The 24,534-nt window shown below is 71.3% G+C and carries 26 protein-coding genes; 16 read left to right on the forward strand and 10 right to left on the reverse strand.

The features are described from left to right. Positions 1-134: 134 nt before the first annotated feature. From Plo01_RS11985 to Plo01_RS12000, 4 genes are all read right to left on the reverse strand, one after another. Positions 135-401: a GlsB/YeaQ/YmgE family stress response membrane protein gene (locus Plo01_RS11985; RefSeq protein WP_203890608.1), complete on the reverse strand. Its 267-nt coding sequence runs from the start codon at positions 399-401 to the stop codon at positions 135-137. Between the two features lie 93 nt (positions 402-494). Further along, entirely contained in the window at positions 495-782 is a 288-nt protein-coding gene (locus tag Plo01_RS11990; RefSeq protein WP_203890609.1) for a GlsB/YeaQ/YmgE family stress response membrane protein, read from the reverse strand. 165 nt (positions 783-947) lie between these two features. After that, the gene (ispF, locus tag Plo01_RS11995) at positions 948-1,433 is read right to left on the reverse strand and encodes a 2-C-methyl-D-erythritol 2,4-cyclodiphosphate synthase (protein WP_203890610.1); all 486 of its coding nucleotides are present in this window, start codon (positions 1,431-1,433) and stop codon (positions 948-950) included. Positions 1,434-1,531: 98 nt separating this feature from the next. Beyond that, positions 1,532-2,014 carry a CarD family transcriptional regulator gene (locus Plo01_RS12000; RefSeq protein ID WP_012887713.1) on the reverse strand — a complete coding sequence of 161 codons (483 nt, stop codon included), beginning with the start codon at positions 2,012-2,014 and terminating at the stop codon, positions 1,532-1,534. Positions 2,015-2,273: 259 nt separating this feature from the next. On the opposite strand from Plo01_RS12000, the gene Plo01_RS12005 reads away from it, so the two are divergent. Continuing rightward, entirely contained in the window at positions 2,274-2,864 is a 591-nt protein-coding gene (locus Plo01_RS12005; RefSeq protein WP_203890611.1) for a copper chaperone PCu(A)C domain-containing protein, read from the forward strand. Positions 2,865-3,067: 203 nt separating this feature from the next. Here Plo01_RS12005 and Plo01_RS12010 read toward each other — a convergent pair whose 3' ends face one another. Both Plo01_RS12010 and Plo01_RS12015 read right to left on the reverse strand, forming a co-directional pair. Then, positions 3,068-3,757, reverse strand: a complete 690-nt coding sequence (locus tag Plo01_RS12010) for a response regulator (protein WP_203890612.1) — start codon at positions 3,755-3,757, stop codon at positions 3,068-3,070. Continuing rightward, on the reverse strand, positions 3,754-4,935 hold the full coding sequence (locus Plo01_RS12015) for a sensor histidine kinase (RefSeq protein WP_239316255.1): 1,182 nt from the start codon (positions 4,933-4,935) through the stop codon (positions 3,754-3,756). The genes Plo01_RS12010 and Plo01_RS12015 overlap by 4 nt, the downstream gene beginning before the upstream one ends. Positions 4,936-5,102: 167 nt before the next feature. On the opposite strand from Plo01_RS12015, the gene phoU reads away from it, so the two are divergent. Then, the gene (gene phoU / locus Plo01_RS12020; protein ID WP_203890614.1) at positions 5,103-5,777 is read left to right on the forward strand and encodes a phosphate signaling complex protein PhoU; all 675 of its coding nucleotides are present in this window, start codon (positions 5,103-5,105) and stop codon (positions 5,775-5,777) included. Between the two features lie 133 nt (positions 5,778-5,910). Here phoU and Plo01_RS12025 read toward each other — a convergent pair whose 3' ends face one another. The 3 genes from Plo01_RS12025 to mshA form a co-directional block, all read right to left on the reverse strand. Continuing rightward, positions 5,911-6,654 carry a phosphoglyceromutase gene (locus tag Plo01_RS12025; protein WP_203890615.1) on the reverse strand — a complete coding sequence of 248 codons (744 nt, stop codon included), beginning with the start codon at positions 6,652-6,654 and terminating at the stop codon, positions 5,911-5,913. 27 nt (positions 6,655-6,681) lie between these two features. Further along, positions 6,682-7,170 (reverse strand): type III secretion system chaperone family protein, encoded by a 489-nt coding sequence (locus Plo01_RS12030; protein ID WP_203890616.1) that lies wholly within the window; start codon positions 7,168-7,170, stop codon positions 6,682-6,684. A gap of 75 nt (positions 7,171-7,245) precedes the next feature. Next, complete coding sequence (mshA, locus tag Plo01_RS12035; RefSeq protein WP_275415382.1) at positions 7,246-8,529, reverse strand: D-inositol-3-phosphate glycosyltransferase; 1,284 nt, start codon at positions 8,527-8,529, stop codon at positions 7,246-7,248. Between the two features lie 97 nt (positions 8,530-8,626). Here mshA and Plo01_RS12040 point away from each other — a divergent pair, with 97 nt between their 5' ends. The 12 genes from Plo01_RS12040 (at position 8,627) to Plo01_RS12095 (ending at position 18,026) form a co-directional block, all read left to right on the forward strand. After that, the gene (locus Plo01_RS12040; protein ID WP_203890618.1) at positions 8,627-9,370 is read left to right on the forward strand and encodes an SDR family oxidoreductase; all 744 of its coding nucleotides are present in this window, start codon (positions 8,627-8,629) and stop codon (positions 9,368-9,370) included. A 116-nt stretch (positions 9,371-9,486) separates the two neighbouring features. Beyond that, a complete protein-coding gene (locus tag Plo01_RS12045) occupies positions 9,487-10,287 on the forward strand; it encodes a class I SAM-dependent methyltransferase (RefSeq protein WP_203890619.1) in 801 nt (266 codons plus the stop codon). A gap of 49 nt (positions 10,288-10,336) precedes the next feature. Then, entirely contained in the window at positions 10,337-10,867 is a 531-nt protein-coding gene (locus tag Plo01_RS12050) for a GNAT family N-acetyltransferase (protein WP_203890620.1), read from the forward strand. 51 nt (positions 10,868-10,918) lie between these two features. Then, a complete protein-coding gene (locus Plo01_RS12055) occupies positions 10,919-11,275 on the forward strand; it encodes a BlaI/MecI/CopY family transcriptional regulator (RefSeq protein ID WP_203890621.1) in 357 nt (118 codons plus the stop codon). Continuing rightward, positions 11,272-12,198: a M56 family metallopeptidase gene (locus Plo01_RS12060; RefSeq protein WP_203890622.1), complete on the forward strand. Its 927-nt coding sequence runs from the start codon at positions 11,272-11,274 to the stop codon at positions 12,196-12,198. Before Plo01_RS12055 ends, Plo01_RS12060 begins: the two co-directional genes overlap by 4 nt. Before the next feature lie 177 nt (positions 12,199-12,375). Further along, a complete protein-coding gene (locus Plo01_RS40925) occupies positions 12,376-12,903 on the forward strand; it encodes a helix-turn-helix domain-containing protein (protein WP_203890623.1) in 528 nt (175 codons plus the stop codon). A 3-nt stretch (positions 12,904-12,906) separates the two neighbouring features. Then, the gene (locus Plo01_RS12070) at positions 12,907-13,374 is read left to right on the forward strand and encodes a hypothetical protein (protein ID WP_203890624.1); all 468 of its coding nucleotides are present in this window, start codon (positions 12,907-12,909) and stop codon (positions 13,372-13,374) included. Positions 13,375-13,592: 218 nt separating this feature from the next. Beyond that, positions 13,593-14,417 (forward strand): ferric reductase-like transmembrane domain-containing protein, encoded by an 825-nt coding sequence (locus tag Plo01_RS12075; protein ID WP_239316178.1) that lies wholly within the window; start codon positions 13,593-13,595, stop codon positions 14,415-14,417. Between the two features lie 100 nt (positions 14,418-14,517). After that, the gene (locus Plo01_RS12080) at positions 14,518-14,859 is read left to right on the forward strand and encodes a DUF2516 family protein (RefSeq protein ID WP_203890625.1); all 342 of its coding nucleotides are present in this window, start codon (positions 14,518-14,520) and stop codon (positions 14,857-14,859) included. Between the two features lie 74 nt (positions 14,860-14,933). Then, on the forward strand, positions 14,934-15,485 hold the full coding sequence (locus Plo01_RS12085) for a GNAT family N-acetyltransferase (protein WP_203890626.1): 552 nt from the start codon (positions 14,934-14,936) through the stop codon (positions 15,483-15,485). Between the two features lie 104 nt (positions 15,486-15,589). Then, positions 15,590-16,606, forward strand: coding sequence for a LacI family DNA-binding transcriptional regulator (locus Plo01_RS12090; RefSeq protein ID WP_203890627.1), 1,017 nt, complete (start codon positions 15,590-15,592; stop codon positions 16,604-16,606). Positions 16,607-16,616: 10 nt separating this feature from the next. Beyond that, positions 16,617-18,026 (forward strand): serine/threonine-protein kinase, encoded by a 1,410-nt coding sequence (locus tag Plo01_RS12095; RefSeq protein WP_203890628.1) that lies wholly within the window; start codon positions 16,617-16,619, stop codon positions 18,024-18,026. 88 nt (positions 18,027-18,114) lie between these two features. Here the strand turns inward: Plo01_RS12095 and Plo01_RS12100 are convergent, their stop codons facing one another. After that, on the reverse strand, positions 18,115-18,501 hold the full coding sequence (locus Plo01_RS12100; RefSeq protein WP_203890629.1) for an STAS domain-containing protein: 387 nt from the start codon (positions 18,499-18,501) through the stop codon (positions 18,115-18,117). A 348-nt stretch (positions 18,502-18,849) separates the two neighbouring features. On the opposite strand from Plo01_RS12100, the gene Plo01_RS12105 reads away from it, so the two are divergent. Further along, positions 18,850-21,132: a glycoside hydrolase family 6 protein gene (locus Plo01_RS12105; RefSeq protein WP_203890630.1), complete on the forward strand. Its 2,283-nt coding sequence runs from the start codon at positions 18,850-18,852 to the stop codon at positions 21,130-21,132. A gap of 365 nt (positions 21,133-21,497) precedes the next feature. Next, positions 21,498-24,440: a glycoside hydrolase family 48 protein gene (locus Plo01_RS12110; RefSeq protein WP_203890631.1), complete on the forward strand. Its 2,943-nt coding sequence runs from the start codon at positions 21,498-21,500 to the stop codon at positions 24,438-24,440. Positions 24,441-24,534 lie beyond the last annotated feature (94 nt).

Raw genomic sequence — 24,534 nt, forward strand, 5'->3', positions numbered from 1 at the left:
ACCCGGTTCTCGGGTGCGACCTTTCACCGGTCATGGACCGGCCCGCAGTTCTCGCTCACACTTGGTGAGCGGCGCCCCACTGCGGGCCGGCGATTTGCTCACCTCAGGGTCCGTTCCGATAACCCTGTCGCAGGTCACACCCTGGAACGGCGCAGGCCGGCGACCAGGCCGACACCGACGACCGCCAGGACGACCTGCATCACGAGTTCGATCCAGTCGATGCCGTCCGTCGTGGCGACATTGAGCACCTGGGCGATGGCGGTACCGATGAGCGCCGCCACGATCCCGACGACGATGGTCAGGATCCAGCCGATCGGCTGCCTGCCGGGAAGCAGGAGACGACCGATGGCGCCGACGATCGCGCCGATGACGATGGCGCCGAGAATGGATGCGATGGTCATATCAACCTCCCCGTGAGGGTGAGACCTTCACTCTCACGGGGAGTCGGCTACCCCCTGCACCACGGATATTCCTGGAAACCGCAAATTTCCAGGTCATCCGAGATTTCTGTCGGCCCTTCCCGTCCGACCGGGGCGCATCTGAGTGACGAGCAGCACCCCCGCCACCGCGAGGGCGAGCTGGAGGATGTGCTCCCACCAGTCGATGCCGCTCGTGTTCGCGATCCCCAGGGCTCCCGCGATGAGGGTCCCGATGAGTGCTGCGGCGATGCCGACGATGAGCGTCAGCGCGATGCTGATGCTCTGCCTTCCCGGAATGACGAGGCGCGCCAGCGCTCCGACGATGGCTCCGATGACGATCGCGGAGACGATCGATCCAATCATGTCCAGCTCCCCCCATGACGAGGACATGTCATTAGGGAGCTACCCGGACATTCGCAAAGTATCCGCCCCAAAAGGGGCGACCCGTACCGCGCCAGGAGAACGGGTCGCCTCCTCGGGTGCTGCGACGGGCTTTCCGCGCCGCCCGCCGGGGTGCTCGCGCACCCCTTAGGAGACGCCCGGTTCCTGATTCGGGTTGACGCCGACCAGGATCGCCGTGGCGATGGCCGCGACGCCCTCACCGCGGCCGGTGAGGCCCAGGCCGTCGGTCGTGGTGGCGCTCACGCTCACGGGTGCGCCCACGGCCTCGCCGAGGACCTTCTCGGCCTCCGTACGGCGGGGCGCCAGCTTCGGGCGGTTCCCGATCACCTGGACGGCCACGTTGCCGATCTCGAAACCGGCCGCCCGGACCTGCCGGGCGGTCTCCTCCAGCAGTGACACGCCGGAAGCCCCGGCCCAGCGGGGATCGGCGGTGCCGAACAGGCCGCCGAGATCACCGAGGCCGGCGGCCGACAGCAGGGCGTCGCACATGGCGTGCGCGGCGGCGTCACCGTCGGAGTGACCGGCCAGCCCCGTCTCGTCCGGCCAGTGCAGACCTGCCAGGTGCAGCCGCCGACCGGATGCGAAAGGGTGGACGTCGGTTCCGACGCCCACCCGTGGAAGTGTCGTGTTCAGGAGTCGAGCACCTCTCTCGCACTCTCAGCGGCCCGGAACCTCACCCGGACGCCGGGAGTTCGGCGCTTCGCCGGATCTCAGGAGTTGAGAACCTCGTCGAGCAGCGCCTCGGCCTTGTCCTCATTGGTCTTCTCGGCGAGGGCGAGCTCACTGACCAGGATCTGCCGTGCCTTGGCGAGCATGCGCTTCTCGCCCGCGGAGAGCCCGCGCTCCTTGTCCCGTCGCCACAGGTCGCGAACGACCTCGGCCACCTTGTTGACATCACCGGACGCCAGCTTCTCAAGGTTGGCCTTGTAACGGCGTGACCAGTTCGTGGGCTCTTCGGTGTGAGGCATGCGAAGCACGTCGAAGACGCGCTCAAGACCTTCCTGCCCGACCACGTCGCGAACTCCGACGAGTTCGGCGTTGTCAGCAGGCACCTGGACGGTAAGGTCGCCCTTGTCGACCTTGAGAACCAGGTAGGTCCTTTCCTCACCCTTGATGGTTCGGGTCGTGATCGCCTCGATCCGAGCAGCCCCGTGGTGGGGGTAGACGACAGTGTCGCCGACCTGGAAAGTCATGTGACAAGTACCCCTTCCGCTGTACTCCAGAGTACCACGTATCCACAGGCTCCCGGAACAGTGAAATCACCATAACTGCAGGTCAAAGCCGCGTTTTAAGCCTTGACAAGTGCTCAACTGTGTGAATCGAGAGGTAAAAAACAGCGATGACCTGGGGGACGCGTTCGTCCCCGATCAGGCGGGTCGCCGGAAAACCCGGGAAAGTCCACGGATAGGGTTGGCCTGTCCTATCTCTTGTGTGACAAGGAGAACTCGTACCGTGACCCGCAACAACCGTCACTGGGCGGTAGCCGCCGCCGCGTTTCTCGCAGCCGCCCCGGCTCTGGCGGGCTGCGGCACCGGCTTCGACGCGATCACCGCCCAGCCGTACACGCCCACCGAGGCTCTGAGCGTCAAGGTCGAGAACAAGGACCTCAAGATCTCCCAGGCGTACTTCCTGGGCCCGGACTCCGGCGGATCCCTGCCCGCGGGCGGAAGCACCCCGCTCTACCTCTACATGGTCAACACCGGTCCGCAGGAGGACCGCCTCGTCGGCGTCGGCGTGGACCCCGCGCTGGGCACCGCCAAGGTCCCCGCGCCCGTCCCGCTGCCGGCCCTCGGCAAGCAGGCCGCCGTCGTCGGCCGGCCCACGCCCTCGATCGTGATCGAGCAGCTGAAGAAGCCGCTCAGGGGCGGCGAGTCGATCCGGGTCCAGCTGCAGTTCGAGAAGGCTGGCATCGTCTCGCTGCACGTCCCGGTGGTCACCCGCAGCCGCGAGTTCACGCAGCTGCCGGCCGTCCCGGGCGCCTCCGCCGCCCCCACGCCGACTCCCACCCCCACGGTGGACGTGGAGGGCGAGGGCGGCCACTGAGCGCGGCGGCCACCCGGCCGCCGGGAGCGGTCACCGCGCTGCGCCGGAGGCGGCCCGCCGCGAGCGCGGCTCCGGAGAACACCGAGGGGGTGTGCGGCTCACACGAGCCGCACACCCCCTCTTCGCGTCCGGAGCCTTCGTGTCCTGAGCCGTCGCGTCGTCCTGAGCCGTCGCGTCGTCCATGGCCTCCGCGTCCGGGAGGGTCACTCCTCCACGGGGTCGAACTTGTAGCCCAGGCCGCGGACGGTGAGGATGCAGCGCGGGTTGGAGGGGTCGGCCTCGACCTTGGCGCGCAGCCGCTTGACGTGGACGTCCAGGGTCTTGGTGTCACCCACGTAGTCGGCGCCCCAGACCCGGTCGATGAGCTGGCCCCGGGTGAGCACCCGGCCGGCGTTGCGCAGCAGCACCTCCAGCAGCTCGAACTCCTTCAGCGGGAGCTGCACCTGCTCGCCGCGGACGGCGACGATGTGCCGGTCCACGTCCATCCGGACCGGCCCCGCGCTCAGCACGGCCGACTCCACCTCCTCCACGTCGCCCTGGCGGCGCAGCACCGCGCGGATGCGGGCCACCAGCTCGCGGGAGGAGAACGGCTTGGTCACGTAGTCGTCGGCGCCGAGCTCCAGTCCGACGACCTTGTCGATCTCGCTGTCCTTGGCGGTCAGCATGATGACGGGCACGTTCGAACGCTGCCGGAGGGAGCGGCAGACCTCGGTGCCGGGCAGGCCGGGCAGCATCAGGTCGAGCAGCACCAGGTCGGCGCCGCTGCGGTCGAAGGTGTCGAGCGCCTCGGGCCCCGTGGCCGCCACCGCGACCTCGAACCCCTCCTTGCGCAGCATGTAGGACAGGGCGTCGGAGAACGACTCCTCATCCTCGACGACAAGAACGCGGGTCACTGCGCGGCCTCCATGGGGGTTGCGATGGTGCTGGGTGATGCGGAAACCGCCAGGCCGCCGAAGGCCGGCAGGCGGAGGGTGAACGTGGAACCGGAGCCTTCCTTGCTCCACACCGTGACGGCCCCGTTGTGGGCGGCCGCGACATGCTTGACGATGGCGAGACCGAGGCCGGTGCCGCCGGTGGCGCGCGAGCGGGCGGCGTCGACGCGGAAGAACCTCTCGAAGATCCGTTCCTGGGCGCTCTCCGGGATGCCGATCCCCTGGTCGCTCACGCTGACCTCGACGGAGTCGCCCGCAGGACGTGCGCTGATCACGACGCGGGTGTGCTCGGGGCTGTAGGCGACCGCGTTGTCGATGAGATTGCGCAACGCGGTGACCAGGAGCTCCTCGTCGCCCCAGACCTGCAGGCCCTCGGTGCCGCCCGCGACGAGCGCGATGTCCTTGGACGCCGCCGTGGTGTTGCAGCGGTCGATGGCGTCGTGCACGGCCTCGTCGACCTGGACCGGGCCGGGTGTGGGGATGGGCTCGGCCCCCTGGATCCGGGACAGGGTGATGAGGTCCTGGACCAGGTACGTCAGGCGGGCGGCCTCATGCTGCATGCGCCCGGCGAAACGGGTGACCGCCTCCGGGTCGTCGGCGGCGTCCTGGATGGTCTCGGCCAGCAGGCTCAGCGCGCCCACGGGCGTCTTGAGCTCGTGGCTCACGTTGGCCACGAAGTCGCGGCGGACCGCCTCGACGCGGTGGTACTCGGTCTGGTCCTCGGCCAGCACGAGCACCTGCCCGTAGGAGCCCAGCGGGGCCACCCGGACCGCGAAGTTGGTCGCCTCCTGGCCGAACTTGTGCCCGGGCACCTCGATCTCGCTCTCGCGGATCTCGCCGTCCCTGCGCACCTTCCTGGCCAGCGCCAGCAGCTCCGGCGCCACCAGGCGATCGCCCTTGACCAGGCCGAAGGCCCGCGCGGCCGAGCTGGCCCGCAGCACCCGGTCCTCCCGGTCGAGCACGACCGCCGAGGACGGCAGGACCGCGAGCACGGAAGCCACCCCCGGAGGCAGCGCGCCCGGCTCGATGTCGTCCACCGGGGTCACCACCCTCGGCCGGCCCACGTTCTGGCGGACGACCAGCATGGTCAGAACCCCCACCGCGAAACCGGCCAAGACGAAACCGGCCAGCGCGGCCAGGCTCGCCGTCAGCTCATTCACGTGGCCCTCCTGTCGGATTCACGTCCTCGATGGTAGGCAAGGCTTTCCCCTTTCGTGACCGCGCAGAAGGGCATGACCACCGCTTTCCCGCAAAGTTCACTTCGTGGTCGAAGTTCGTTCACTGACGCGCGCGTACGGTGAGTGCCATGCGTGACGCCTACCACGAAGAACTCGACGCCCTCACGATCAAGCTGGTCGAGATGACCCGGCTCGTGCGCTCGGCGATCTCCAGGGCCACCACCGCCCTGCTGGACGCCGATCTCGAACTGGCCGAGAGCGTCATCTCCCGCGACGCGGAGGTCGACCGGATCTTCGCCGAGGTCGAGGCGTCGATCTTCGAGCTGATGGCCCGGCAGCAGCCGGTGGCCGTGGACCTCCGAATGATCATCACGGCCCTGCGGATGGGCACCGACCTGGAGCGGATGGGCGACCTCGCCCAGCACGTGGCCAAGGTCGCCCGGCTGCGCCACCCCGACTCGGCGATCCCGCCGGAGCTCCGCGCGACCATCCTGGAGATGGGCCAGATCGCCGAACGCCTGGTCACCAAGACCGGCAGCTGCATCGCCTCACGTGACGTGGAGACGGCGCTGGAGCTGGAGCACGACGACGACGCCATGGACAAGCTGCACCGCAAGCTGTTCCGGGTCCTGATGGCGCCCGACTGGAAGCACGGCGTCGAGCCGGCCATCGACGTGACGCTGATCGGCCGCTACTACGAGCGCTACGCCGACCACGCGGTCCGCGTCGCCCGCGACGTGGTCTACCTGGTGACCGGCTCGCGTCCCCATGGCGACGCCAACGCGTCGCTGCTCGGGGGCTAGTAACCGGCGCCTTCCCTCGACGGGCCCATGGCGACGTCGACGCGTCGCTGCTCGGGGACTGATCCCGGAAAGCTGAAGAGGGCGCCCTTCCTGGGGAGGGCGCCCTCTTCCGTGTCCGTACGGCGGTGCGGGGTTACTTGCCCTGGTTGGCCACGGCCTCGATGGCCGCCTTGGCCGCCTCGGGGTCGAGGTAGAGGCCGCCCTTGGCGACCGGGCGGAAGTCGGCGTCCAGCTCGTACAGGAGCGGGATGCCGGTGGGGATGTTGAGCCCGGCGATCTCGTCGTCGCCGACCCCGTCCAGGTGCTTGACCAGGGCGCGCAGCGAGTTGCCGTGCGCGACCACCAGGACGGTCCGGCCCGCCGACAGGTCGGGGACGATGCTGTCGTACCAGTACGGCAGCATGCGCTCGACGACGTCCTTCAGGCACTCCGTCTTCGGCATCAGCTCCTTGGGCAGCAGCCCGTAGCGGGCGTCGCCGGCCTGGGAGAACTCGTCCTCGTCGTCGATCGGCGGCGGCGGGACGTTGTAGGAGCGCCGCCAGAGCATGAACTGCTCGTCGCCGAACTGCTCGCGGGTCTGCGCCTTGTTCTTGCCCTGGAGCGCGCCGTAGTGGCGCTCGTTGAGCCGCCAGGACCGGGTCACCGGCAGCCAGAGCATGTCGGCCGCCCCCAGCGCGAGGTTCGCCGTCTGGATCGCGCGGGTCAGCAGCGAGGTGTGCACGACGTCCGGCCGGATCCCGGCCTCCAGCAGCAGCTTCCCGCCGCGCCGCGCCTCCTCCTCGCCCTTTGCCGAGAGCCCCGCGTCCACCCATCCGGTGAACAGACCCTTGGCGTTCCACTCGCTCTCACCGTGCCGCAGCAGCACCAAAGTCGCCATGCGCCCAAGCCTAGCGAGCGGCGCGGATCAACCACGCTCCGCGTCGGGGTCAGCGAAGCGGGCGAACGCCTGGAGGTTGGCGAGGGACTCGCCGCGCTTGGCCCGCCACTCCCACTCCTTGCGGATGGAGGAGGCGAAGCCCAGCTCCAGCGCCCGGTCGAAGCCCTCGTCGGAGTAGGTGAGCACGCAGCCGAGCAGCCGGTCGACCTCCTCCTCCGAGACCGCCGCCAGCGGGACGCGCCCCACCAGGTAGACGTCGCCGACGGGGTCCAGGGCGAAGTGCACGCCGTACATCGTCCCGTTCTTGGTCAGCAGCCAGCGGTAGAAGGCCTCGTGGTTCTCGTCGGGCTGGCGGCAGAAGAACGCCTCCACGTTCAGGGCCTGGTCGCCGATGATCAGCCAGGTCATGGTGGCGAGCTTGTGCTGGCCGGGGAGCTTCGCCAGGAAGGCCCCCGGCCGGGGCTCCTCGTAGGAGATCTCCGCGCCCTTGAGCGCCGCCTCGATCACTTCGCGCATGGACTCACCCTACGAGGAGCCCCCCGGGCCCGGCGAGGATCACCCGACCCCGGGGGTTCATCGCGATCGGGGGCTTCAGGAGTTCACCGCGATCGGGGTCCGGTACAGGTGCGCCATGGCCTCGGCGTAGACGTCGGCGAGCCGGGCGGCGGTGACCGACCAGCCGAAGCCCGCGGCCCGGGCGACGGCCCCGGCCGCCAGCTCCTCGCGCCAGGCGGGTTCCCGGACGAACCGGCCGAGCACCTGGGCCCAGTCGTGCGGGTCGTGCCCCTCGACGAGCACCCCCGACGCGCCGTCGCACACGGCGGTGCGCAGACCGCCCACCGAGGCGGCGGCGACCGGGGTCCCGCAGGCCTGGGACTCCAGGGCGACCAGGCCGAACGACTCGTTGTGCGACGGGACGACGGTCACGTCGGCCGCGCGGTACCAGTCGGCCAGCTCGTCCTGGGGCGCAGGGGGGACGACCCTGACGATGTCGGAGATCCCCAGCTCCACGGCGAGGTCGGTCAGATAGGAGGGACGGGCCAGGCCGTTGCCGCTGGGCCCGCCCACGCAGGCGACGACCAGCTTCGAGCGGAGCGAGGGGTCGTCGACGAGCATCCGGGCGGCGGCGCGCAGCAGCACGTCCGGGGCCTTGAGCGGCTGGACCCGGCCCACGAACAGCAGCATGTGGGCGTCGCGGGGCAGTCCCAGCCGGCGCCGGGCCTCGTCCCCGGAGGAGGGCCGGAAGACCGCGAGGTTCACGCCGGGGTTGACGACCTCGATCCGGCCGGGTTCGGCGCCGTACAGCTCGGCGAGCTCCCTGGCCTCGGTCGGCGTGTTGGCCACCAGCCGGTCGGCGATCTCGACGACCTGTTCCTCGCCGAAGACGCGGGCGGCGGGCTCGGGCCTGTCGTCCTCGGCGAGCAGGAGGTTCTTCACCTTCGCCATGGTGTGCATGGTGTGCACCAGCGGGACGCCCCAGCGTTCCTTGGCCAGCCAGCCCACCTGGCCGGAGAGCCAGTAGTGGGAGTGGATGACGTCGTAGCGCCCCGGGTCGTACATCGCCTCGGTGCGCAGCACGCCGGACAGGAACGCGCACAGCTGCCCGGGGAGGTCGCCCTTGTCGAGCTCCTCGTACGGCCCGGCGGTGATGTGCCGGACCGAGACGCCCGGGGCGATCTCCGCCAGCGGAGGCAGGTCCCGCGCCGTCTGCCGGGTGAAGATCTCGACCTCGATCCCCAGCTGGGCCAGCCGTTTGGCCGACTCCACGATGTAGACGTTCATCCCACCCGCGTCCCCGGTCCCCGGTTGATCCAGGGGGGACGTGTGCATGCTGATCGTCGCGACCCGGCCGACCCGTCGCCGCTTCACCGACACCACCTCCGAGACGGGACAACTACTCACACCTTCGCGACATTCCCGACATATGGGCGGCCAGGTCCGGTAGCGCCCGAGCCTGGCAGGATGGCGAGCCATGAAGAAGACAGCTGTGGTGACGGGTGCCAGCAGCGGAATCGGCGAGGCGACCGCCCGCCGGCTGGCCGCCGAGGGCTTCGACGTGATCGCGGCCGCGCGCCGGCGGGACCGCCTGGACGAGCTGGCCGCCGAGGTCCCGGGAATCCGGCCGGTGATCCTGGACGTGACCTCCCAGGAGTCGGTGGAGGAGCTCGCCTCCGGCCTGGACCGCTGCGACGTGCTGGTCAACAACGCCGGCGGCGCGATCGGCCTGGAGCCGGTGGCCACCGGGAAGGTCGCCGACTGGCAGCGGATGTACGACGTCAACGTGCTCGGCTCGCTGCGCGTCACCCAGGCGCTGCTGCCCAGGCTCATCGCCTCCGGCGACGGGGTGCTGGTGATGCTGACCTCGGTGGCCGGCCTGGTCTCCTACGAGGGCGGGGGCGGCTACAACGCCGCCAAGCACGCGCAGACCTCGATGACCGAGGTGCTCCGGCTGGAGCTGTGCGGCGAGCCGGTCCGCATCGTCGAGATCGCGCCCGGCATGGTCCACACCGAGGAGTTCTCGCTGAACCGCTTCCGCGGCGACGCGGACCGGGCCGCGAAGATCTACCAGGGCGTTCCCGACCCGCTCTCCGCCGACGACGTGGCCGACGCCATCTCCTGGTGCGTCACCCGCCCCGCCCACGTGAACATCGACCGCCTCGTCATCCGCCCCCGCGCCCAGGCCGCCCAGCACAAGATCCACCGCGTCACCTCCTGACGGGGACGCCGCGTCGGCCCGGGAGGCGGACCCGGTTCCCGGTGACGCCCGCGGGCCGCGCCTCCCGCGAGCGCCGCCCCGGTTCCAGGAGTCCCGGAACCGTCCGACAATGGGGGATGCGCTCCAGGAGGCCGGTCGGCGAGATCACCAGGGGGACGACCGGCCACAACCGGCTGCGCCGGTCCGACCGCTGGATCACCTTCGTGCACGGCCCGCTGCTGCGCTCCGCCGACCGCCCGCTGATCGTGGACCTCGGCTACGGCGCCTCGCACATCACGACGCTGGAGCTGTTCCGCCGGATCCGCCGCGTGTCCCCGGACGCCGAGGTCGTCGGGATCGAGATCGACCCGGCCAGGGTGGCCGCCGCCAGGCCGTACGAGACCGAGGGGCTCTCGTTCCGGCTGGGCGGCTTCGAGCTGCCGGTGGACCGGCCGCCGCTGATCGTGCGGGCGTTCAACGTGCTGCGGCAGTACGGCGAGGCCGAGGCGTGGCACTACTGGGACCTGCTCAGATCCCGGCTCGCGTCCGGCGGGATGATCGTGGAGGGGACGTGCTCGGAGGTCGGCCACCGCGCCGTCTGGACCGCGCTGGACGCCTCCGGGCCGCGGACGCTGACCCTGTCGGCCCGCTTCGACGCCTTCGAGCGCCCCTCCGACCTGGCCGACCGCCTGCCCAAGACGCTCATCCACCGCAACGTGCCCGGCGAGCCGATCCACGCCTTCCTCCGTGACTTCGACCACGCCTGGGCCGTCAGCGCCCCGCTGGCCTCCTACGGCGTACGGCAGCGCTGGGTCGCGGCGGTGGAGGCGCTCGCCGCGACCTGGCCGATCCCCCGCCGCCCCCGGCTCGGCGGCCGGTCCCGCTGGCGGCTGGGCGAGGTGACCGTGTCCTGGGACGCGATCGCCCCGGCCGGGTGAGGCGGCCCCCTCCGTGCCCGCGTCACGCCCCCCGCTAAGGTCTCTGATCATGTCCCAACTGCGCTTCGTGACGGACCCCGAGCTGACGCCCGAGCTCGTCGACGAGCTCGTCGAGGTCTGGACCGACGTGAGCAACGCGGGCGGCGCCGTCGGGTTCGTGCCCCCGGTGACCACCGCCGACGTCCGCCCGACCGCCGAGGCGGCCTTCGCCCGCTGCGGCGGGCCCGACCACCTGCTCGTGGGGTTCGACGCCGACGGCCGGGTCGCCTGCTCGCTGATCCTCTCCGACACCGGCTCCGCGCTCCGCTCCCACTGGCGCTGGATCCTGCGCGTGATGGTCCACCCCAAGCACCAGGGCCGGGGCTACGGGGGACAGCTCATGCGCGCCGCCGAGGACTGCGCCCGCGACCTCGGCCTTGAGGCCCTCCAGCTGACGCTGCGGGGCGGCACCGGCGTGGATGCGTTCTACGCCCGCCACGGGTACGTCGAGGTCGGCCGCGTCCCCGGGGCGATCCGCGTGGCCCCCGGCGACGACCGCGACGAGGTCTACATGCTGCGCCGCATCGAGCGCGCGTCCTGAACTCGACAGCCCGTAGTACTACCCGTCGTGGTAGCAAGTTAGTCTGGAGATGTGAAGGGTCTCGGCGAGCTTGAACGCAGCATCATGGATATCATCTGGGCGCAGCCCTCGGCCGTGACGGCCCGCGAGGTGGGGCGCCTCATCGCGGACCGGGATCTGGCTCCCACGACCGTGATGACCGTGCTGGACCGGCTGACCCGCAAGGGCTTCCTGGAGCGCACCCGCGACGGGCGCGCCTGGCGCTACGCGCCCAAGGAGAGCCGCGACAGCTATGTCGCCGAGCTTATGCTTGAGGCGCTCGACCTGACCGGTGACCGGTCGGCCGCTCTGACTCGCTTCGCCCAGGCCGTCTCCGGCCCCGAGGCCGAGATCCTGCGGAGAGCCTTAATGGAGCTGGAGGAAGAGTGATCACCGCGGCGGCCCTGGCGCTCCTCGCCCTGGTCTGCGCGGTGGGGGCCTGGCGGCTGGTCCGGGCGCGGTGGACCTACCGCGCCCCGCACGTCGCCATCGTCCTGTGGCAGGCGCTGGGGGTGACCTGGGGGCTGGCCGGGACCGGCGCGCTGCTCGCCTACGCCCTGGAACCGTACAACCTGGGCGTGCTCCGCGGCCTGCACGCCTTCGCCGCCTCGGCGGTCGAGGGCGGGTACGGCCAGCCGGAGCCGTACGACCTGCCGCGGATCTTCGCCCTCATCGCCGGGCTGACCGCGCTCAGCGTGCTGATCGTGGTGCTGCTCGCCGCGGGCGCGCAGACCTTCCGCGCCCGGCGCCGCCACCGCACACTGCTGGCCCTCATCGCCCGCGAGGACCCCGAGGTCCCGGGCGTGCGGGTGGTCGACCACCCGGGCGCGGCCGCCTACTGCGTGCCCGGCCTCCGCTCCCAGGTGGTGGTCAGCGAGGGCACACTGCAGCTGCTGTCGGCGGCGGAGCTGACCGCGGTGCTGGCCCACGAGACCGCCCACGTCCGCGAGCGGCACGACCTGGTCCTGCTCCCGTTCGCGGCGCTGCGCAGGGCGCTGCCCTGGTCCCGCACGGTCGAGGACGCCCAGCGCGAGGTCGGCCTCCTGGTGGAGATGGCCGCCGACGACGTCGCCCGGCGCTACTGCTCGCCGCGCCGCCTGGCCACCGCCCTGCTCCGCTTCGGGACCGCCGGCGCCGTCCCCACCCCGCACGGGGCCCTGGGCGCCCTCACCCCCGCCTCGGCCGTGATGGCCAGGGTCGAGCGGCTGGTCACCCCCGGCCCCCGGCTGCCCCGCCGGATCCGCTACTCCATCGTGGCCTTCTCCCTCGCCCTGACCGCCTCCGCCCCGCTGCTGTGGCTGATGCCCCACTGACCGGACCGCCCCGCTGACCGGACCGCCCCGCTGACCGGACCGTCCCACCGGCACGGCGTCCCCCGGCCCCCATGCTCCGTCGGTCCCCGTCCGATCCTCCGGCGAACACACCTCCATTGCTTGCAGCTGTTATCCAGCGCGTTTGCAACTGCAAGCACCGTGAGGCAGAATGCCGCTATGGCACTACCCAAGGTCGGCTCGATCGGCGAGTACATCCGCGAGCAGCGCACGCAGGCGAAGATCTCCCTGCGCCAGCTGGCCGCGGCCGCCGGGGTCTCCAACCCCTACCTCAGCCAGATCGAACGCGGGCTGCGCAAGCCCAGCGCGGAGATCTTGAACCAGATCGCCAAGGGCCTGCGAATCTCCGCCCAGGCGCTCTACGTTCAGGCGGGTCTCATGGAGGACCGCGAGCCGGACAGCGACGTGCTCGCCGCGATCAGAGCCGACGGGTTCATCACCGAGCGGCAACGCCAGGTGCTGATCGACATCTACGAGTCGTTCCGCAAGGAGAACCGGGCCGAGGCTCCGGACGAGAACGCGCAGACCGCCAAGAACGCGCATTCCGCACCGGAGCCCCGTGAGCGTGACGCCGGCTCCCCGCCGAACGACGAGGCGCCGCTGCCCGAGGAGGTGTTCGCCGGGTTCGAGCCCGATCCGGCGTCCTCGGTCAACGGCCACGTCACACCGGAAACGAGGGAAGGTTAACCCATGACCCTGGCCACCGAGGTCAAGAAGCTGACAGAGTCCAAGCCGTTCTACGCCGTCGCCGGCGCCGGCGACTTCGCCGTGGAGAAGATCCGCGAGCTGCCCGAGCAGATCCAGAAGCTGCAGAGCCGCCGCGGGGACCTCCGCGAGGCCACCAAGGACCTGCCCGAGCGGGCCCGCAAGTTCGCCGACCGCGCCGAGGACTACGCCAAGCAGGTCGGCGGCCGGGCCGAGGAGTACGCCCGGGAGTTCCCCGAGAAGGCCCGGGACTACGCCGACCAGCTGACCACCAAGGCGAACGAGCTCTACGAGGACTTCGCCGCGCGCGGCCGCAAGGTCGTCTCCAAGGTGAGCGGCGAGGCCGCCAAGGAGCTGGAGGACGTCTCCCACGCCGCCGAGCCCGCGATCGCCGCCACCCCCAAGCGGAACGCCCGCGCCAAGGCCGCCCCCAGGACCACCGCGAAGGCCTGACCGGCCCGCGCGGACCGTCCCCGCGTCCCGAAGACCCGTCCCGGCGCCGCCGGGGCGGGTCTTTTCCAAGGCCGTGTTCAAGGGCCGTGTTCAAGGGCCGTGTTCAAGGGCCGTGTTCAAGGCCACGCTCAGGGATCGCGCTCAAAGATCACGCAAGTGATGCTTAACAGACCCATAAGAGACCGCTGACCGGGCAAAACATCCCATAACGTACTCCCGTGTCCAGCATCGCAGGGCCCCCGCTCGAGGGCCGGATCCCGGCCGTTCACCACCCCGCGCCCGCCCGTCCCGGGCCCTTCCGCCTCCGCGTCCCCTCACCGCCCGGCCTCGGCGCGGGCGCGCCCTCCCGCCTCCGGTTGCCCGCCCTCGCCCGTCTCCACGTGGCCGGCGTCTTCGTCGAGAGACCCGGCGTGATCTCGGTCTACATGGTCGGCGAGAACCTCGGCGCCCTGCCGTTCGAGCCCGGTCAGTCCTTCCGCTGGCACTTCCTGACCCGGCGGCTCTGGCAGACCTCGCTCGCGCTCCCGCTCTCCGCGCCGATCTGGGAGGACACCCTCCGCGTCACGGTCCGGACGCTCGGCGGCCGGGCCCGCCCGCTGCGGCGGCTGCGGCCCGGGACCCGGGTCGTGGCCGTGGGGCCCTTCGGCGGGCTGACCGGGCGGAGCCGTACCCGCAGGAAGGTCCTGCTGCTGGCCGCGGGGATGGGCGTCGCCCCGCTGCGGGCCCTGTTCGAGACCCTGCCCGGCGGCCCCGGCGACGTCACCCTCGTGTACCGCGCGCGGTCGTCCACGGACCTGCTCTTCACCCACGAGCTGGAGGCCATCGCCCAGCGCCGGCAGCGCTACCTGCACTACCTCCTCGGACCCGAGGACGGCCCCGGCGGCCCGCTCACCCCCGGCCGCCTGCTGGAGCTCGTCCCCGACCTCGCCGAGCACGACGTCTACCTGTGCGGCCCCGCCGAGATGACGGCGGCGTCCGTCACGGCGCTGCTCGCGGCCGGGGTCCCCCGGGAGCGCATCGGCGCCGAGCGGTCCGCCGGCTAGGGATCGGCGGGCCCATCCCCCGCGGGGCGGGAACCTGCCGATACGCACCCGGCATCGCCTAGGCTGATGGATACCACTGAGGCGAGCGGTTGGAGTGACGATGTTGGGCGGGATCGGCACCGCGTTGGACCTGATCTTCTGGATCCTGAGCATCATCGCGTTCGGCATGTCCGCCTGGGCGCTGTTCCACGCCCTGCGCACCCCCGCCCGCGCGTTCGCGGTCGCGGGCAAGCAGACCAAGAAGCTGTGGACGATCATCCTGAGCCTCTCGACCCTGTTCTCCTTCGCCTCGGCGGTGGGTTACTTCGGGATCGGCCTCGGCCAGCTCAACATCTTCGCCATCGCCGCCGTCATCGCCGCCGGGATCTACCTGGCCGACGTGAAGCCCGCCGTCGGCGACTCCGGCAAGGGCGGCAACTCCGGCCCCTACGGCCCCTGGTGAGACGGCGGGTCCCGCGTGCGGACATCTGGTAATGGATTTGCCCCGATCCACCGGGACCGATAGAACACCGAGTGATGTTCGCCAGCAAACCCACCCTCTCCGGTGAGCGCGTGACGCTCCGGCCCGTCGGCCCGCAGTACGTCGACGGCCTCTGGGAGCTCGTCAACGACCCGGAGATCGCCCGGCTGACCGGCTCGCACGGCGTGATCGACCACACGGCCACCAAGATCTGGTACGGCTCCCGCCACGAGCACGCCGACCGGCTGGACCTGGCGATCTGCGCCGCCGAGGACGACTCCTACGTCGGTGAGATCGTGCTCAACGACCTGGACGCCGCGAACCTCTCCTGCAACCTGCGGATCGCGCTGATCGGCCCCCGGGTGTTCGGCAGGGGGTACGGCACCGAGGCGATCCGGCTCGTGCTCGACCACGCCTTCGCCACCACCGACCTGCACCGGATCGAACTGGAGGTCTACTCCTTCAACGAGCGGGCCGCACACGTCTACCGGAAGATCGGTTTCGTCGAGGAGGGCGTGCGCCGGGACGCGCTGCGCTGGGACGGCGAGTGGCACGACGCGATCATGATGTCGATCCTCGCCCCTGACTGGAGAGTCAGAGTAATCTGACAGACATCGAGTGATTTTCTGGAAACATCTTTTGACGCCCCCGAAACAATGCTACGTTCTCTGGGAGCGCTCCCACCTGCACGACTTTTAGGTGTGGAGGAACTATGCCCGAGCTGCCTACTCTTGCCCAGGTCGCCGCTGCAGCAGGTGTCTCCCCGGCCACGGCGTCCCGGGTTCTTACCGGCTCTGTCAGAGTCACCACCTCGACGCGCCGTCAAGTGCATGACGCGATCTCCAAGCTCGGTTACGTCCGGCACCGCGCTCCGCGAGGCGGTTCAGGACGCCGCTCCGACCTGACCGTGGCCGTGGTCGTCTGCGAGCCCGCCCAGCGATTGTTCACCGAGCCGTTCTACGCCCGGGTGATCACCACCACGGAGGAGGTCCTGGCCGCCCACGGCATCCCGCTCACCGTGATGACCGCCGCCTCCACCGCGTCCACCGTCACCACCCCGCAGCTCGTCTCCGGCGCGGTCGACGGCGTCCTGCTGGTCGGCGCGCGGGAGCGGCACCCGCTCGTGGTGACGCTGGGCGCCTCCGGCATCCCGGTGCGCTGCGTGGGCCGGCCGCCGGACGGCGTCGAGCTGCCCTACGTGGACATGGACAACTACGACGGAGGCAAGCAGGCCGCCGAGCACCTGCTCCTCGGCGGGCGGCGGGCCATCGCCGCCATCGCGGGACCGCCCGGGCTGCCGGCGGCCCGGGACCGCCTGGAGGGCTTCACCAGGACCCTCACCCAGGCCGGGATGGCGGGCGTCCCGGTGGCGTACGGCGACTTCACCCACTCCTCCGGCGTGCACGCCGTGCAGTGGCTGCTGCGCAGGATGCCGCACCTGGACGCCGTCTTCGCGGCCTCCGACGTGATGGCCGCCGCGGCGGTGCAGACCCTGCGCCGCGCCGGGCGCCGGGTGCCCGACGACGTGGCCGTGATCGGCTTCGACGACGCCCCGATCGCCCGGCGCGCCTCTCCCACGCTGACCACCGTGCGCCAGCCCGTGGAGGAGCTCGCCGCACTCGCCGCCCGGCTGCTGCTGGGCTCGATGGGCGCCGATCCGGGCGCCGCCAAGCAGGCCGGGGCCAATCCCACGTTACCGACGGAGCTGGTCGTACGTGAGTCGGCCTGAGCCTCGCGGGTTGCGCGCGGGGGACGTGCTCACCCGCAGATACCGGCTGATGGAGCCGATCGGCAGGGGCGGCATGAGCGTCGTCTGGCGCGCCTTCGACCAGTCCCTGCAGCGGACGGTCGCGGTCAAGGTGCTGGACGCCGACCTCGGGGCGGATCGGGAGCCGATCCGCCGCGAGGCGCGGGCCACCGCCCGGCTCATCCACCCGGACGCGATCGAGGTGTACGACTACGGGGAGACGATCACCACCCAGGGCCGCCTGGCGGCCTACGTGGTGATGCGGCTGCTGGAGGGGCGCCCGCTGGCCGAGCGGATCGCCGAGGGGCCGCTGCCCTGGCCCGAGGCGGCGGAGGTGGCCCGCAGGGTGGCCACCGTCCTGGCCGCCGCCCACGAGCGGGGCATCGTCCACCGGGACGTCACCGCCGAGAACGTGCTGCTGACCTCGGACGGGGCCAAGCTGCTCGACTTCGGCATCGCGGCCCTCGCCGGGGAGGAGGACGACGAGCAGGCCAGCGAGTCCGGCACGCCGCCCTACGTGGCGCCCGAACGCCTGATCCGCACGGGCGCCCATCCGGCGAGCGACGTCTACTCGCTCGGCGTGCTGCTGTTCGAGATGCTCACCGGCGGCACGCCGTACCCGGAGCAGACCTGGGAGGAGATCGAGCAGGCCCAGCGCGAGGGGCCGCCGCCCGCCGTCGACGTCCCGGGTCTGCCGCGCGAGATCGCGGAGCTGTGCCGGCGCTGCCTGGCGCACGGCCCCCGGTCCCGGCCGCGGGCCCAGGAGGCGGCGGCCGTCCTGGAGAAGGCCCTGGCCCGGAACCAGGCCAAGGACCGGGCGGGCTCCCACGCCTGGGTGGCGCTGGCCGGGTCGGTGGCGGTGGCGGCCCTCATCGCGGGCGTCGTCTTCTGGCTCCCCGCGGGCGGGCTCCCGGGCGGGTGGCCCCCCTCCGCCGTCGCCTCCGGCTCGACCTCGCACCCGCAGCCCACGGCGGAGTCCGGCTCCCCCGCTCCCACCTCCCCCTCTCCCGGGCCGGGCGTCGGCAGCGCGCCGCCCACCGGCGGACCGGAACGGGAACGGTCCGACGAGCCGACGGGCCGGCGGGCCACGGAGCCCGAGGCCACGCCGGAGGCGACGCCGACGGTCCTGCTGGAGACCGTGGGGTCGTCCGAGCCCACCCTCGACCGCAGCGTCCGGCTCTTCAACGCCCTGCTGGCCAAGGGGGAGAAGACGGGTGAGATCCGCCCGGACGTGGCCCTCGACCTGCGGCAGGTGCTGGCCGAGAGCGTCTGCTGCGGCGGCGACCTGGCCCGGGTCCAGCAGAAGATCGCCACCCGCTACCGCGAGGGGGCTCTCTCCGACCGGCTCCGGGCGGCCCTGAACAGCCAGCTCCTGGAGGTCGGGCGCGCCCTGAGGCGCTGACCCCGCGCTCCGGCACGTGCCGGTACGGCAGCCGCCGGCTCCGCTCCGCGGCGGCCTGCCGTACCGGGAGCGGACAGGGCGTGCGGGGTCAGGCGACCGTGGGGGGCGGGGTGGGGCCGGCGGAGCGCCGGACGGGCGCGTGGCGCAGGGAATCGTCGAGCGTCGCGTCGATGGGGAAGGCGTCGCTGAGCCGGGTGAGCTCCAGGAGCCGCTGGAGGAAGCCCCGGACTCCCGCCAGGCGCAGCCAGCCGCCCGCCTCGTAGGTCCGGCGCAGCCCCGCCAGGAGCAGCCAGACCCCGGTGGAGTCGCAGAACTCGAGCTCCGACACGTCGGCGATGATGTGGACGTGACCGTCCGCCAGCAGGTCCGTGAACGCCTGATCCAGGAGGGGAGCCGAGACCTTGTCCAGATCTCCGGCCACCGAGACGACCACGCAGGTGCGGTAGTGAGTGACCTGGATAGACAGCTTCGTCATGGTTCGCCTGCCCTAGGAGCCTGGCCGCGGGAACGGTGTTGTGGTTCGACAGGCGCGATGGCCGGTTAAGGCCAACGTACAGGGACGATCAAGGGGAAACAGCCCCGGACTCCCGACAATACGAGAATACTTGCCGCGCGTGTCTGTCCTCACTCCCGGGAGCCTCTCCTCCATGCCCGGACCCACCGCTCACAGCCGAGGTCTTTCATGGTCATGGGCAAGATTCCCACGGAATAAACACCATATGACCATCATAAAGATGGTGGAAGCTAGATGAAGCAGAAAAAACCCTCACATATGACCATGGACTGTCCTTTATGATCCTTGTCGAGTTTCGACGGGGGGAACATGGAGGCTTTGCGGGACGGCGACCCGCGCCGGGTGGGGTCCTACGCCCTTCTCGGCAGGCTGGGCCAGGGGGGCATGGGGCTGGTCTATCTCGCCCGTGACGAGGCGGGCGCCCAGGTGGCGGTCAAGGTGCTCCACCGGCACCTGACCGAGGACCCCGACTTCCGCCGGCTCTTCCGCCGCGAGGTCGCCGCCGCCCAGCGGGTCGCCCGGTTCTGCACCGCGCCGGTGCTCGCCGCCGACGCGGACGGGGACCCGGCCTACCTGGTGACGGAATTCGTCCCCGGCCCCAGCCTGGAGCGGGCGGTCCAGACCGGCGGCCCGCTGACCGGCTCCAGTCTCGACGGGCTGGCGGTCAGCATCGCGGTCGCCCTGCGGGCCATCCACGGCGCGGGCATCGTGCACCGCGACCTCAAGCCGTCCAACGTGCTGCTCTCCCCGGTCGGCCCGCGGGTCATCGACTTCGGCGTGGCCCGGCTGGCCGACAACCGCAGCCAGGTCAGCAGCGTGCTGGTGGGCACCCCCGGATACATGTCGCCGGAGCAGGTGAAGGGGGAGCCGATCACCGCCGCCTCGGACGTCTTCGCCTGGGGCGGCGTGATGGTCTTCGCCGCCACCGGGCACGGCCCGTTCGGCACCGGGGCCGTGCCGGCGCTCCTGTACCGGGTCGCCCACGACGAGCCCGACCTGACCGGGATACGCGGCCCCCTCCTCCCGCTCGTCGCCGCCGCCCTCGCCAAGAACCCCGCCGACCGCCCGACCCCGCAGAACCTGCTCGACGCGCTCAGCGCGGGCTCCGAGGCCCTCCCCGTGGGCCCCGGCGGGCTCGGCGCGGGCCCCGCGGTTCCTCCCCCGGGTCCCGTGAACCCGGGGACGACGGGCCCGGGAGCGCCCGCCGCGGCGGGCGGGCACGTGACCCTCCCGAACGCGGCGGCCGCCGGCCAGGAGGCCCGGACCGGCGGGACCGCGGGCGCCGGAAGAGACCGCGAACCCACCCTCGGGCGCGCCCTCACGACGTTCGGCCGCCGCCGCCCCTGGGTGAGCGCGGGGGCCGTGACGGGCGCCGTGGCCGCGACGGTCGCGGTCGTCATCGCGCTGCAGTCCGGCTCCGCGGGGGACGCCGCCCCGTCCGTGTCGTCCCCCGTCCCCTCGGGTACGGCGGCGCAGGCGAGCGAGCCCGTCGCCGCCCCGCCGTCCCCCTCCGCCTCGACCCCGCCGTTGAGCGCCTCGGGCCCCAACCCCCTCGACGAGGGAGGCGTCCGCCTCTTCGCCCAACCGGACGGCGACGCCGCCCGGCAGGCGAAGCTCTGGGCCGCGGCCGGGCGGGCGAAGGACGCGGAGCTGATGACCGCCCTGGCCGAGACCCCCCAGGCCATCTGGCTGAAGGGCCCCGCCGACAAGGCCCGCCGTACCGTCTCCGCGACCGTGAAGCTCGCCGCGAAGGAGAACTCCGTCCCGGTCTTCGTCACCTACAACATGCCGTTCAAGGACTGCCGCCCGCCCGGGCCGGCCGGAGGCGCGACGGATCCCGCCTCCTACCGCTCCTGGATCGACCAGGTCGCCGAGGGGATCGGCGACGCGCGGGCCGTGGTGATCCTGGAGCCGCAGAGCCTCGTGAACGTCCCGGGGACCGCCGAGTGCGACCTGGGAGGCCCCACGGGCGCCGAGGACCGGTTCGGCAACCTCTCCTACGCCGTCGGCAAGCTCGGCGCGCTGCCCCGCACCGCGGTCTACCTCGACGGCAGCTTCGAGAAGTGGCCCAGCCTGGAGGAGATGGCGCACCGGCTCGTCAGGGCGGGGGTCACCGAGGCGGACGGTTTCTTCCTCAACGCCAGCGGCTACCAGCCCACGGCGGGACTCGTCGACTACGGCGGCCGGCTCGCCAGATGCGTCCACGTCCAGGTGACGGAGGGGACGGAGGACTGCCTCGACGCGGAGATCGCGGCGGCGCCGGACGACCCGTCCGCGCTCCCGCACTTCGTGATCGACACCAGCCGCAACGGACAGGGCGAGTGGGTGCCGGACAAGGAGTACGCCAAGCCGCAGACCTGGTGCAACCCTCCCGGGCGCGGCGTCGGCCTCCGGCCGACCACGTCGACGGACTCCGAGCTGGTGGACGCCTACCTGTGGATCTCCATGCCCGGCCACTCGAACGGGACGTGCACGCGCGGCACCGACGGCCCCGAGGACCCGGTCTACGGCACGGAGCCCCCGGGCGGCGGGGAGTGGTGGCCGGAGCTGGCCCTGGGCCGCGCCGAGCTCGCCAGCCCGCCCCTGCGCTGAGTCCCGGCGAAGCTCCGGGACGTTCGGAAGCCCCCGGGAAGCGGGCGCCCCAGCCTCTCGAAAGCCCCGGTTCCCAGAGGCTGCCGGCTCTCGTGGACCCCGTCTCCCCGGCGGTCCCCGGCCCTGGAAGCGCCGCCCCGCCTGAAAGTTTCAGATTCCGGAAAACCGCCGTGCCGGTCGCAACCGCCTGACCGGCACCGGAGGGAAACCCCCGCGTAACCGGGAACTCATGCCATTGACATCCGCCCGGCACTCTCCAGAATCCTCTTTTGGGAGCGCTCCCACAGCCCTTCATCCTTGCTTGATCTAACGCGATGCCTCTACCAGCGGAATCGCAACGGGTCACCCCTGGAGGATCTTTTCACATGCATCCGTACCCCATGAGAGCGGGAGCGCTCCCACGGACGAAGAGGCGGAGGCGCGTCGCCGCGCTGGCGCTGCTCAGCCTGACGTCCGGGATGTTCACCGCTCTCGCCGCCTCCCCCGCGCACGCGGCCGTCTCCTGTGACGTCGTCTACTCGACGAACGACTGGCAGGGCGGATTCACCGCCAACGTGACCATCAAGAACCTGGGCGACCCGCTGGACGGCTGGACCCTCGGCTTCGACTTCCCGACCACCACCCAGAAGGTGGTCCAGGGCTGGAGCGCGACCTGGGCGCAGACCGGAGCCTCCGTCACCGCCAAGAACCTCGACTGGAACCGCCGGATCCCCACCGGCGGCTCGGTCGGCATCGGCTTCAACGGCAGCTGGTCCGGGAGCAACCCCAAGCCGGCCGCCTTCACGATCAACGGACAGACCTGCGGCGGCGACCCGGGCAACCAGGCCCCCAGCGTCAAGATCACCAAGCCGGTCGCGGGGGCGTCCTTCACCGCGCCCGCCACGGTGGAGATCACCGCCGACGCGGCCGACGCCGACGGCACGGTGGCCAAGGTCGAGTTCTTCAACGGCAGCACGCCGCTGGGCACCGACACCAGCGCGCCGTACTCCTACAACTGGACCGGCGTGGCGGCGGGCGACTACTCGATCACCGCCAGGGCCACCGACGACAAGGGCCTGACGAAGACCTCCGAGCCGGTCGGGATCAGCGTGAAGACCGACACCACGCCCGCCGTGGTCGTCACCCCCGCCACGCTCGCCGTGCCCGAGGGCGGCGACGCGAACCTGTCGGTCAAGCTCTCCAAGGCCCCGGCGGCGAACGTCACCGTGACGACCGCGCGCAGCAGCGGTGACGCCGATCTGACGGTGGACACCGGCGCCTCGCTGACCTTCACCCCGGCCGACTGGAACACCGCCCAGACGGTGAAGATCAAGGCCGCCGAGGACGCCGACACGACCTCCGGCAGCGCCGAGTTCACCGCCACCGCCACCGGGCACACCGCCGCGAAGTCCACCGCCACCGAGGTCGACAACGACACCCCCGGCGGCGACAACGAGTACGTCAAGCGCTTCACCACGATGTACAACAAGATCAAGGACCCGGCCAACGGCTACTTCTCCCCCGAGGGCGTGCCGTACCACTCGGTCGAGACGTTCCTGGTCGAGGCCCCGGACCACGGGCACGAGACCACCTCCGAGGCCTACAGCTACTACCTGTGGCTGGAGGCGGCCTACGGCAAGGTGACCGGCGACTGGAGCAAGTTCAACGACGCCTGGGCGTCGATGGAGAAGTACATCATCCCGGCCACGGCCGACCAGCCGACGAACTCCTTCTACAACCCCTCCAAGCCCGCGACCTACGCCGGCGAGTGGGACGACATCAAGCAGTACCCGTCCAAGCTGGACGGCGGCGTCAGCGTCGGCGTGGACCCGATCGCCAACGAGCTGAAGACCGCCTACGGCACCAGCGACGTGTACGGCATGCACTGGCTGCTCGACGTCGACAACACCTACGGCTTCGGCCGCTGCGGCGACGGCACGACCAGGCCCGCCTACATCAACACCTACCAGCGCGGCCCCGAGGAGTCGGTCTTCGAGACCATCCCGCAGCCGTCCTGCGACACCTTCAAGCACGGCGGCAGGAACGGGTTCCTGGACCTGTTCACCGGTGACTCCTCCTACGCCAAGCAGTGGAAGTACACCAACGCCCCCGACGCCGACGCCCGAGCCGTCCAGGTCGCCTACTGGGCGCACACCTGGGCCAAGGAGCAGGGCAAGGAGTCGCAGATCTCCGCCACGGTCGGCAAGGCCGCGAAGATGGGCGACTACCTGCGCTACGCGATGTACGACAAGTACTTCAAGAAGCAGGGCTGCACCAGCACCTCCTGCCCGGCCGGCACCGGCAAGGACAGCTCCGCCTACCTGCTGAGCTGGTACTACGCCTGGGGCGGCGCGATCGACACCTCCGCGGGCTGGGCCTGGCGGATCGGCTCCAGCCACAACCACTCCGGTTACCAGAACCCGATGGCCGCCTGGGTGCTGTCCAGCGTGGACGCGCTCAAGCCCAAGGGGGCGACCGCCGTACAGGACTGGAGCACCAGCCTGAAGCGGCAGCTGGAGTTCTACCGCTGGCTGCAGTCGACCGAGGGCGCGATCGCCGGCGGCGCGACCAACAGCTGGCAGGGCCACTACGCCGCCCCGCCGTCGAACCTGCCGACCTTCTACGGCATGGCCTACGACTGGCAGCCGGTCTACCACGACCCGCCGTCCAACCAGTGGTTCGGCTTCCAGGCCTGGTCGATGGAGCGCGTGGCGGAGCTGTACTACGCCACCGGCAACGCCGACGCCAAGGTCGTGCTGGACAAGTGGGTCAAGTGGGCCACCGACAACACCACGATCAACGCCGACGGGACCTACCAGATCCCCTCGACGCTGGTGTGGACCGGCCAGCCCGACACCTGGAACCCGGCCAGCCCCGGCTCCAACGCGAACCTGCACGTCAGCATCCGCGACTACACCACCGACGTGGGCGTGGCCGGCTCCTACGCCAAGGTCCTGATGTACTACGCGGCCAAGTCCGGCGACACCAAGGCGCGCGACGTCGCCAAGGGTCTGCTCGACGGCATGTGGAAGAACAACCAGGACCCCAAGGGCGTCTCGACCACCGAGACGAAGGCCGACTACAACCGCCTCGACGACCCGGTCTACGTCCCGGCCGGCTGGACCGGCAAGATGCCCAACGGCGACGTGATCGACAGCAACTCCACCTTCCTGTCCATCCGGTCCTTCTACAAGAACGACCCGGACTGGCCGAAGGTGGACGCCTACCTGAAGGGCACCGGCCCCGCGCCGACCTTCACCTTCCACCGGTTCTGGGCCCAGGTCGACGTGGCCGTGGCCCTGGCCGAGTACGGCCGGCTCTTCCCCTGACCTGACCGGCCCGCGAGACCCCGGGGCACGGCGGTACCCCTGACCTGCCGCCGCGCCCCGGGCACCACCCTTCTCCACGAGAGGCACGTCCTAC

The sequence above is a fragment of the Planobispora longispora genome (genome assembly GCF_016863135.1).
Taxonomy (GTDB): Bacteria; Actinomycetota; Actinomycetes; order Streptosporangiales; family Streptosporangiaceae; genus Planobispora; species Planobispora longispora.

Bases quoted from the DNA above. Each gene is read 5' to 3' on its own strand.
- Plo01_RS11985 (WP_203890608.1), bottom strand. From the start codon at position 401: ATGACCATCGCATCCATTCTCGGCGCCATCGTCATCGGCGCGATCGTC.
- Plo01_RS11990 (WP_203890609.1), bottom strand. From the start codon at position 782: ATGATTGGATCGATCGTCTCCGCGATCGTCATCGGAGCCATCGTCGGA.
- Plo01_RS12000 (WP_012887713.1), bottom strand. From the start codon at position 2,014: ATGACTTTCCAGGTCGGCGACACTGTCGTCTACCCCCACCACGGGGCT.
- phoU (WP_203890614.1), top strand. From the start codon at position 5,103: ATGCGTGACGCCTACCACGAAGAACTCGACGCCCTCACGATCAAGCTG.
- Plo01_RS12025 (WP_203890615.1), bottom strand. From the start codon at position 6,654: ATGGCGACTTTGGTGCTGCTGCGGCACGGTGAGAGCGAGTGGAACGCC.
- Plo01_RS12030 (WP_203890616.1), bottom strand. From the start codon at position 7,170: ATGCGCGAAGTGATCGAGGCGGCGCTCAAGGGCGCGGAGATCTCCTAC.
- Plo01_RS12040 (WP_203890618.1), top strand. From the start codon at position 8,627: ATGAAGAAGACAGCTGTGGTGACGGGTGCCAGCAGCGGAATCGGCGAG.
- Plo01_RS12045 (WP_203890619.1), top strand. From the start codon at position 9,487: ATGCGCTCCAGGAGGCCGGTCGGCGAGATCACCAGGGGGACGACCGGC.
- Plo01_RS12050 (WP_203890620.1), top strand. From the start codon at position 10,337: ATGTCCCAACTGCGCTTCGTGACGGACCCCGAGCTGACGCCCGAGCTC.
- Plo01_RS40925 (WP_203890623.1), top strand. From the start codon at position 12,376: ATGGCACTACCCAAGGTCGGCTCGATCGGCGAGTACATCCGCGAGCAG.
- Plo01_RS12070 (WP_203890624.1), top strand. From the start codon at position 12,907: ATGACCCTGGCCACCGAGGTCAAGAAGCTGACAGAGTCCAAGCCGTTC.
- Plo01_RS12080 (WP_203890625.1), top strand. From the start codon at position 14,518: ATGTTGGGCGGGATCGGCACCGCGTTGGACCTGATCTTCTGGATCCTG.
- Plo01_RS12085 (WP_203890626.1), top strand. From the start codon at position 14,934: ATGTTCGCCAGCAAACCCACCCTCTCCGGTGAGCGCGTGACGCTCCGG.
- Plo01_RS12090 (WP_203890627.1), top strand. From the start codon at position 15,590: ATGCCCGAGCTGCCTACTCTTGCCCAGGTCGCCGCTGCAGCAGGTGTC.
- Plo01_RS12100 (WP_203890629.1), bottom strand. From the start codon at position 18,501: ATGACGAAGCTGTCTATCCAGGTCACTCACTACCGCACCTGCGTGGTC.
- Plo01_RS12105 (WP_203890630.1), top strand. From the start codon at position 18,850: ATGGAGGCTTTGCGGGACGGCGACCCGCGCCGGGTGGGGTCCTACGCC.
- Plo01_RS12110 (WP_203890631.1), top strand. From the start codon at position 21,498: ATGCATCCGTACCCCATGAGAGCGGGAGCGCTCCCACGGACGAAGAGG.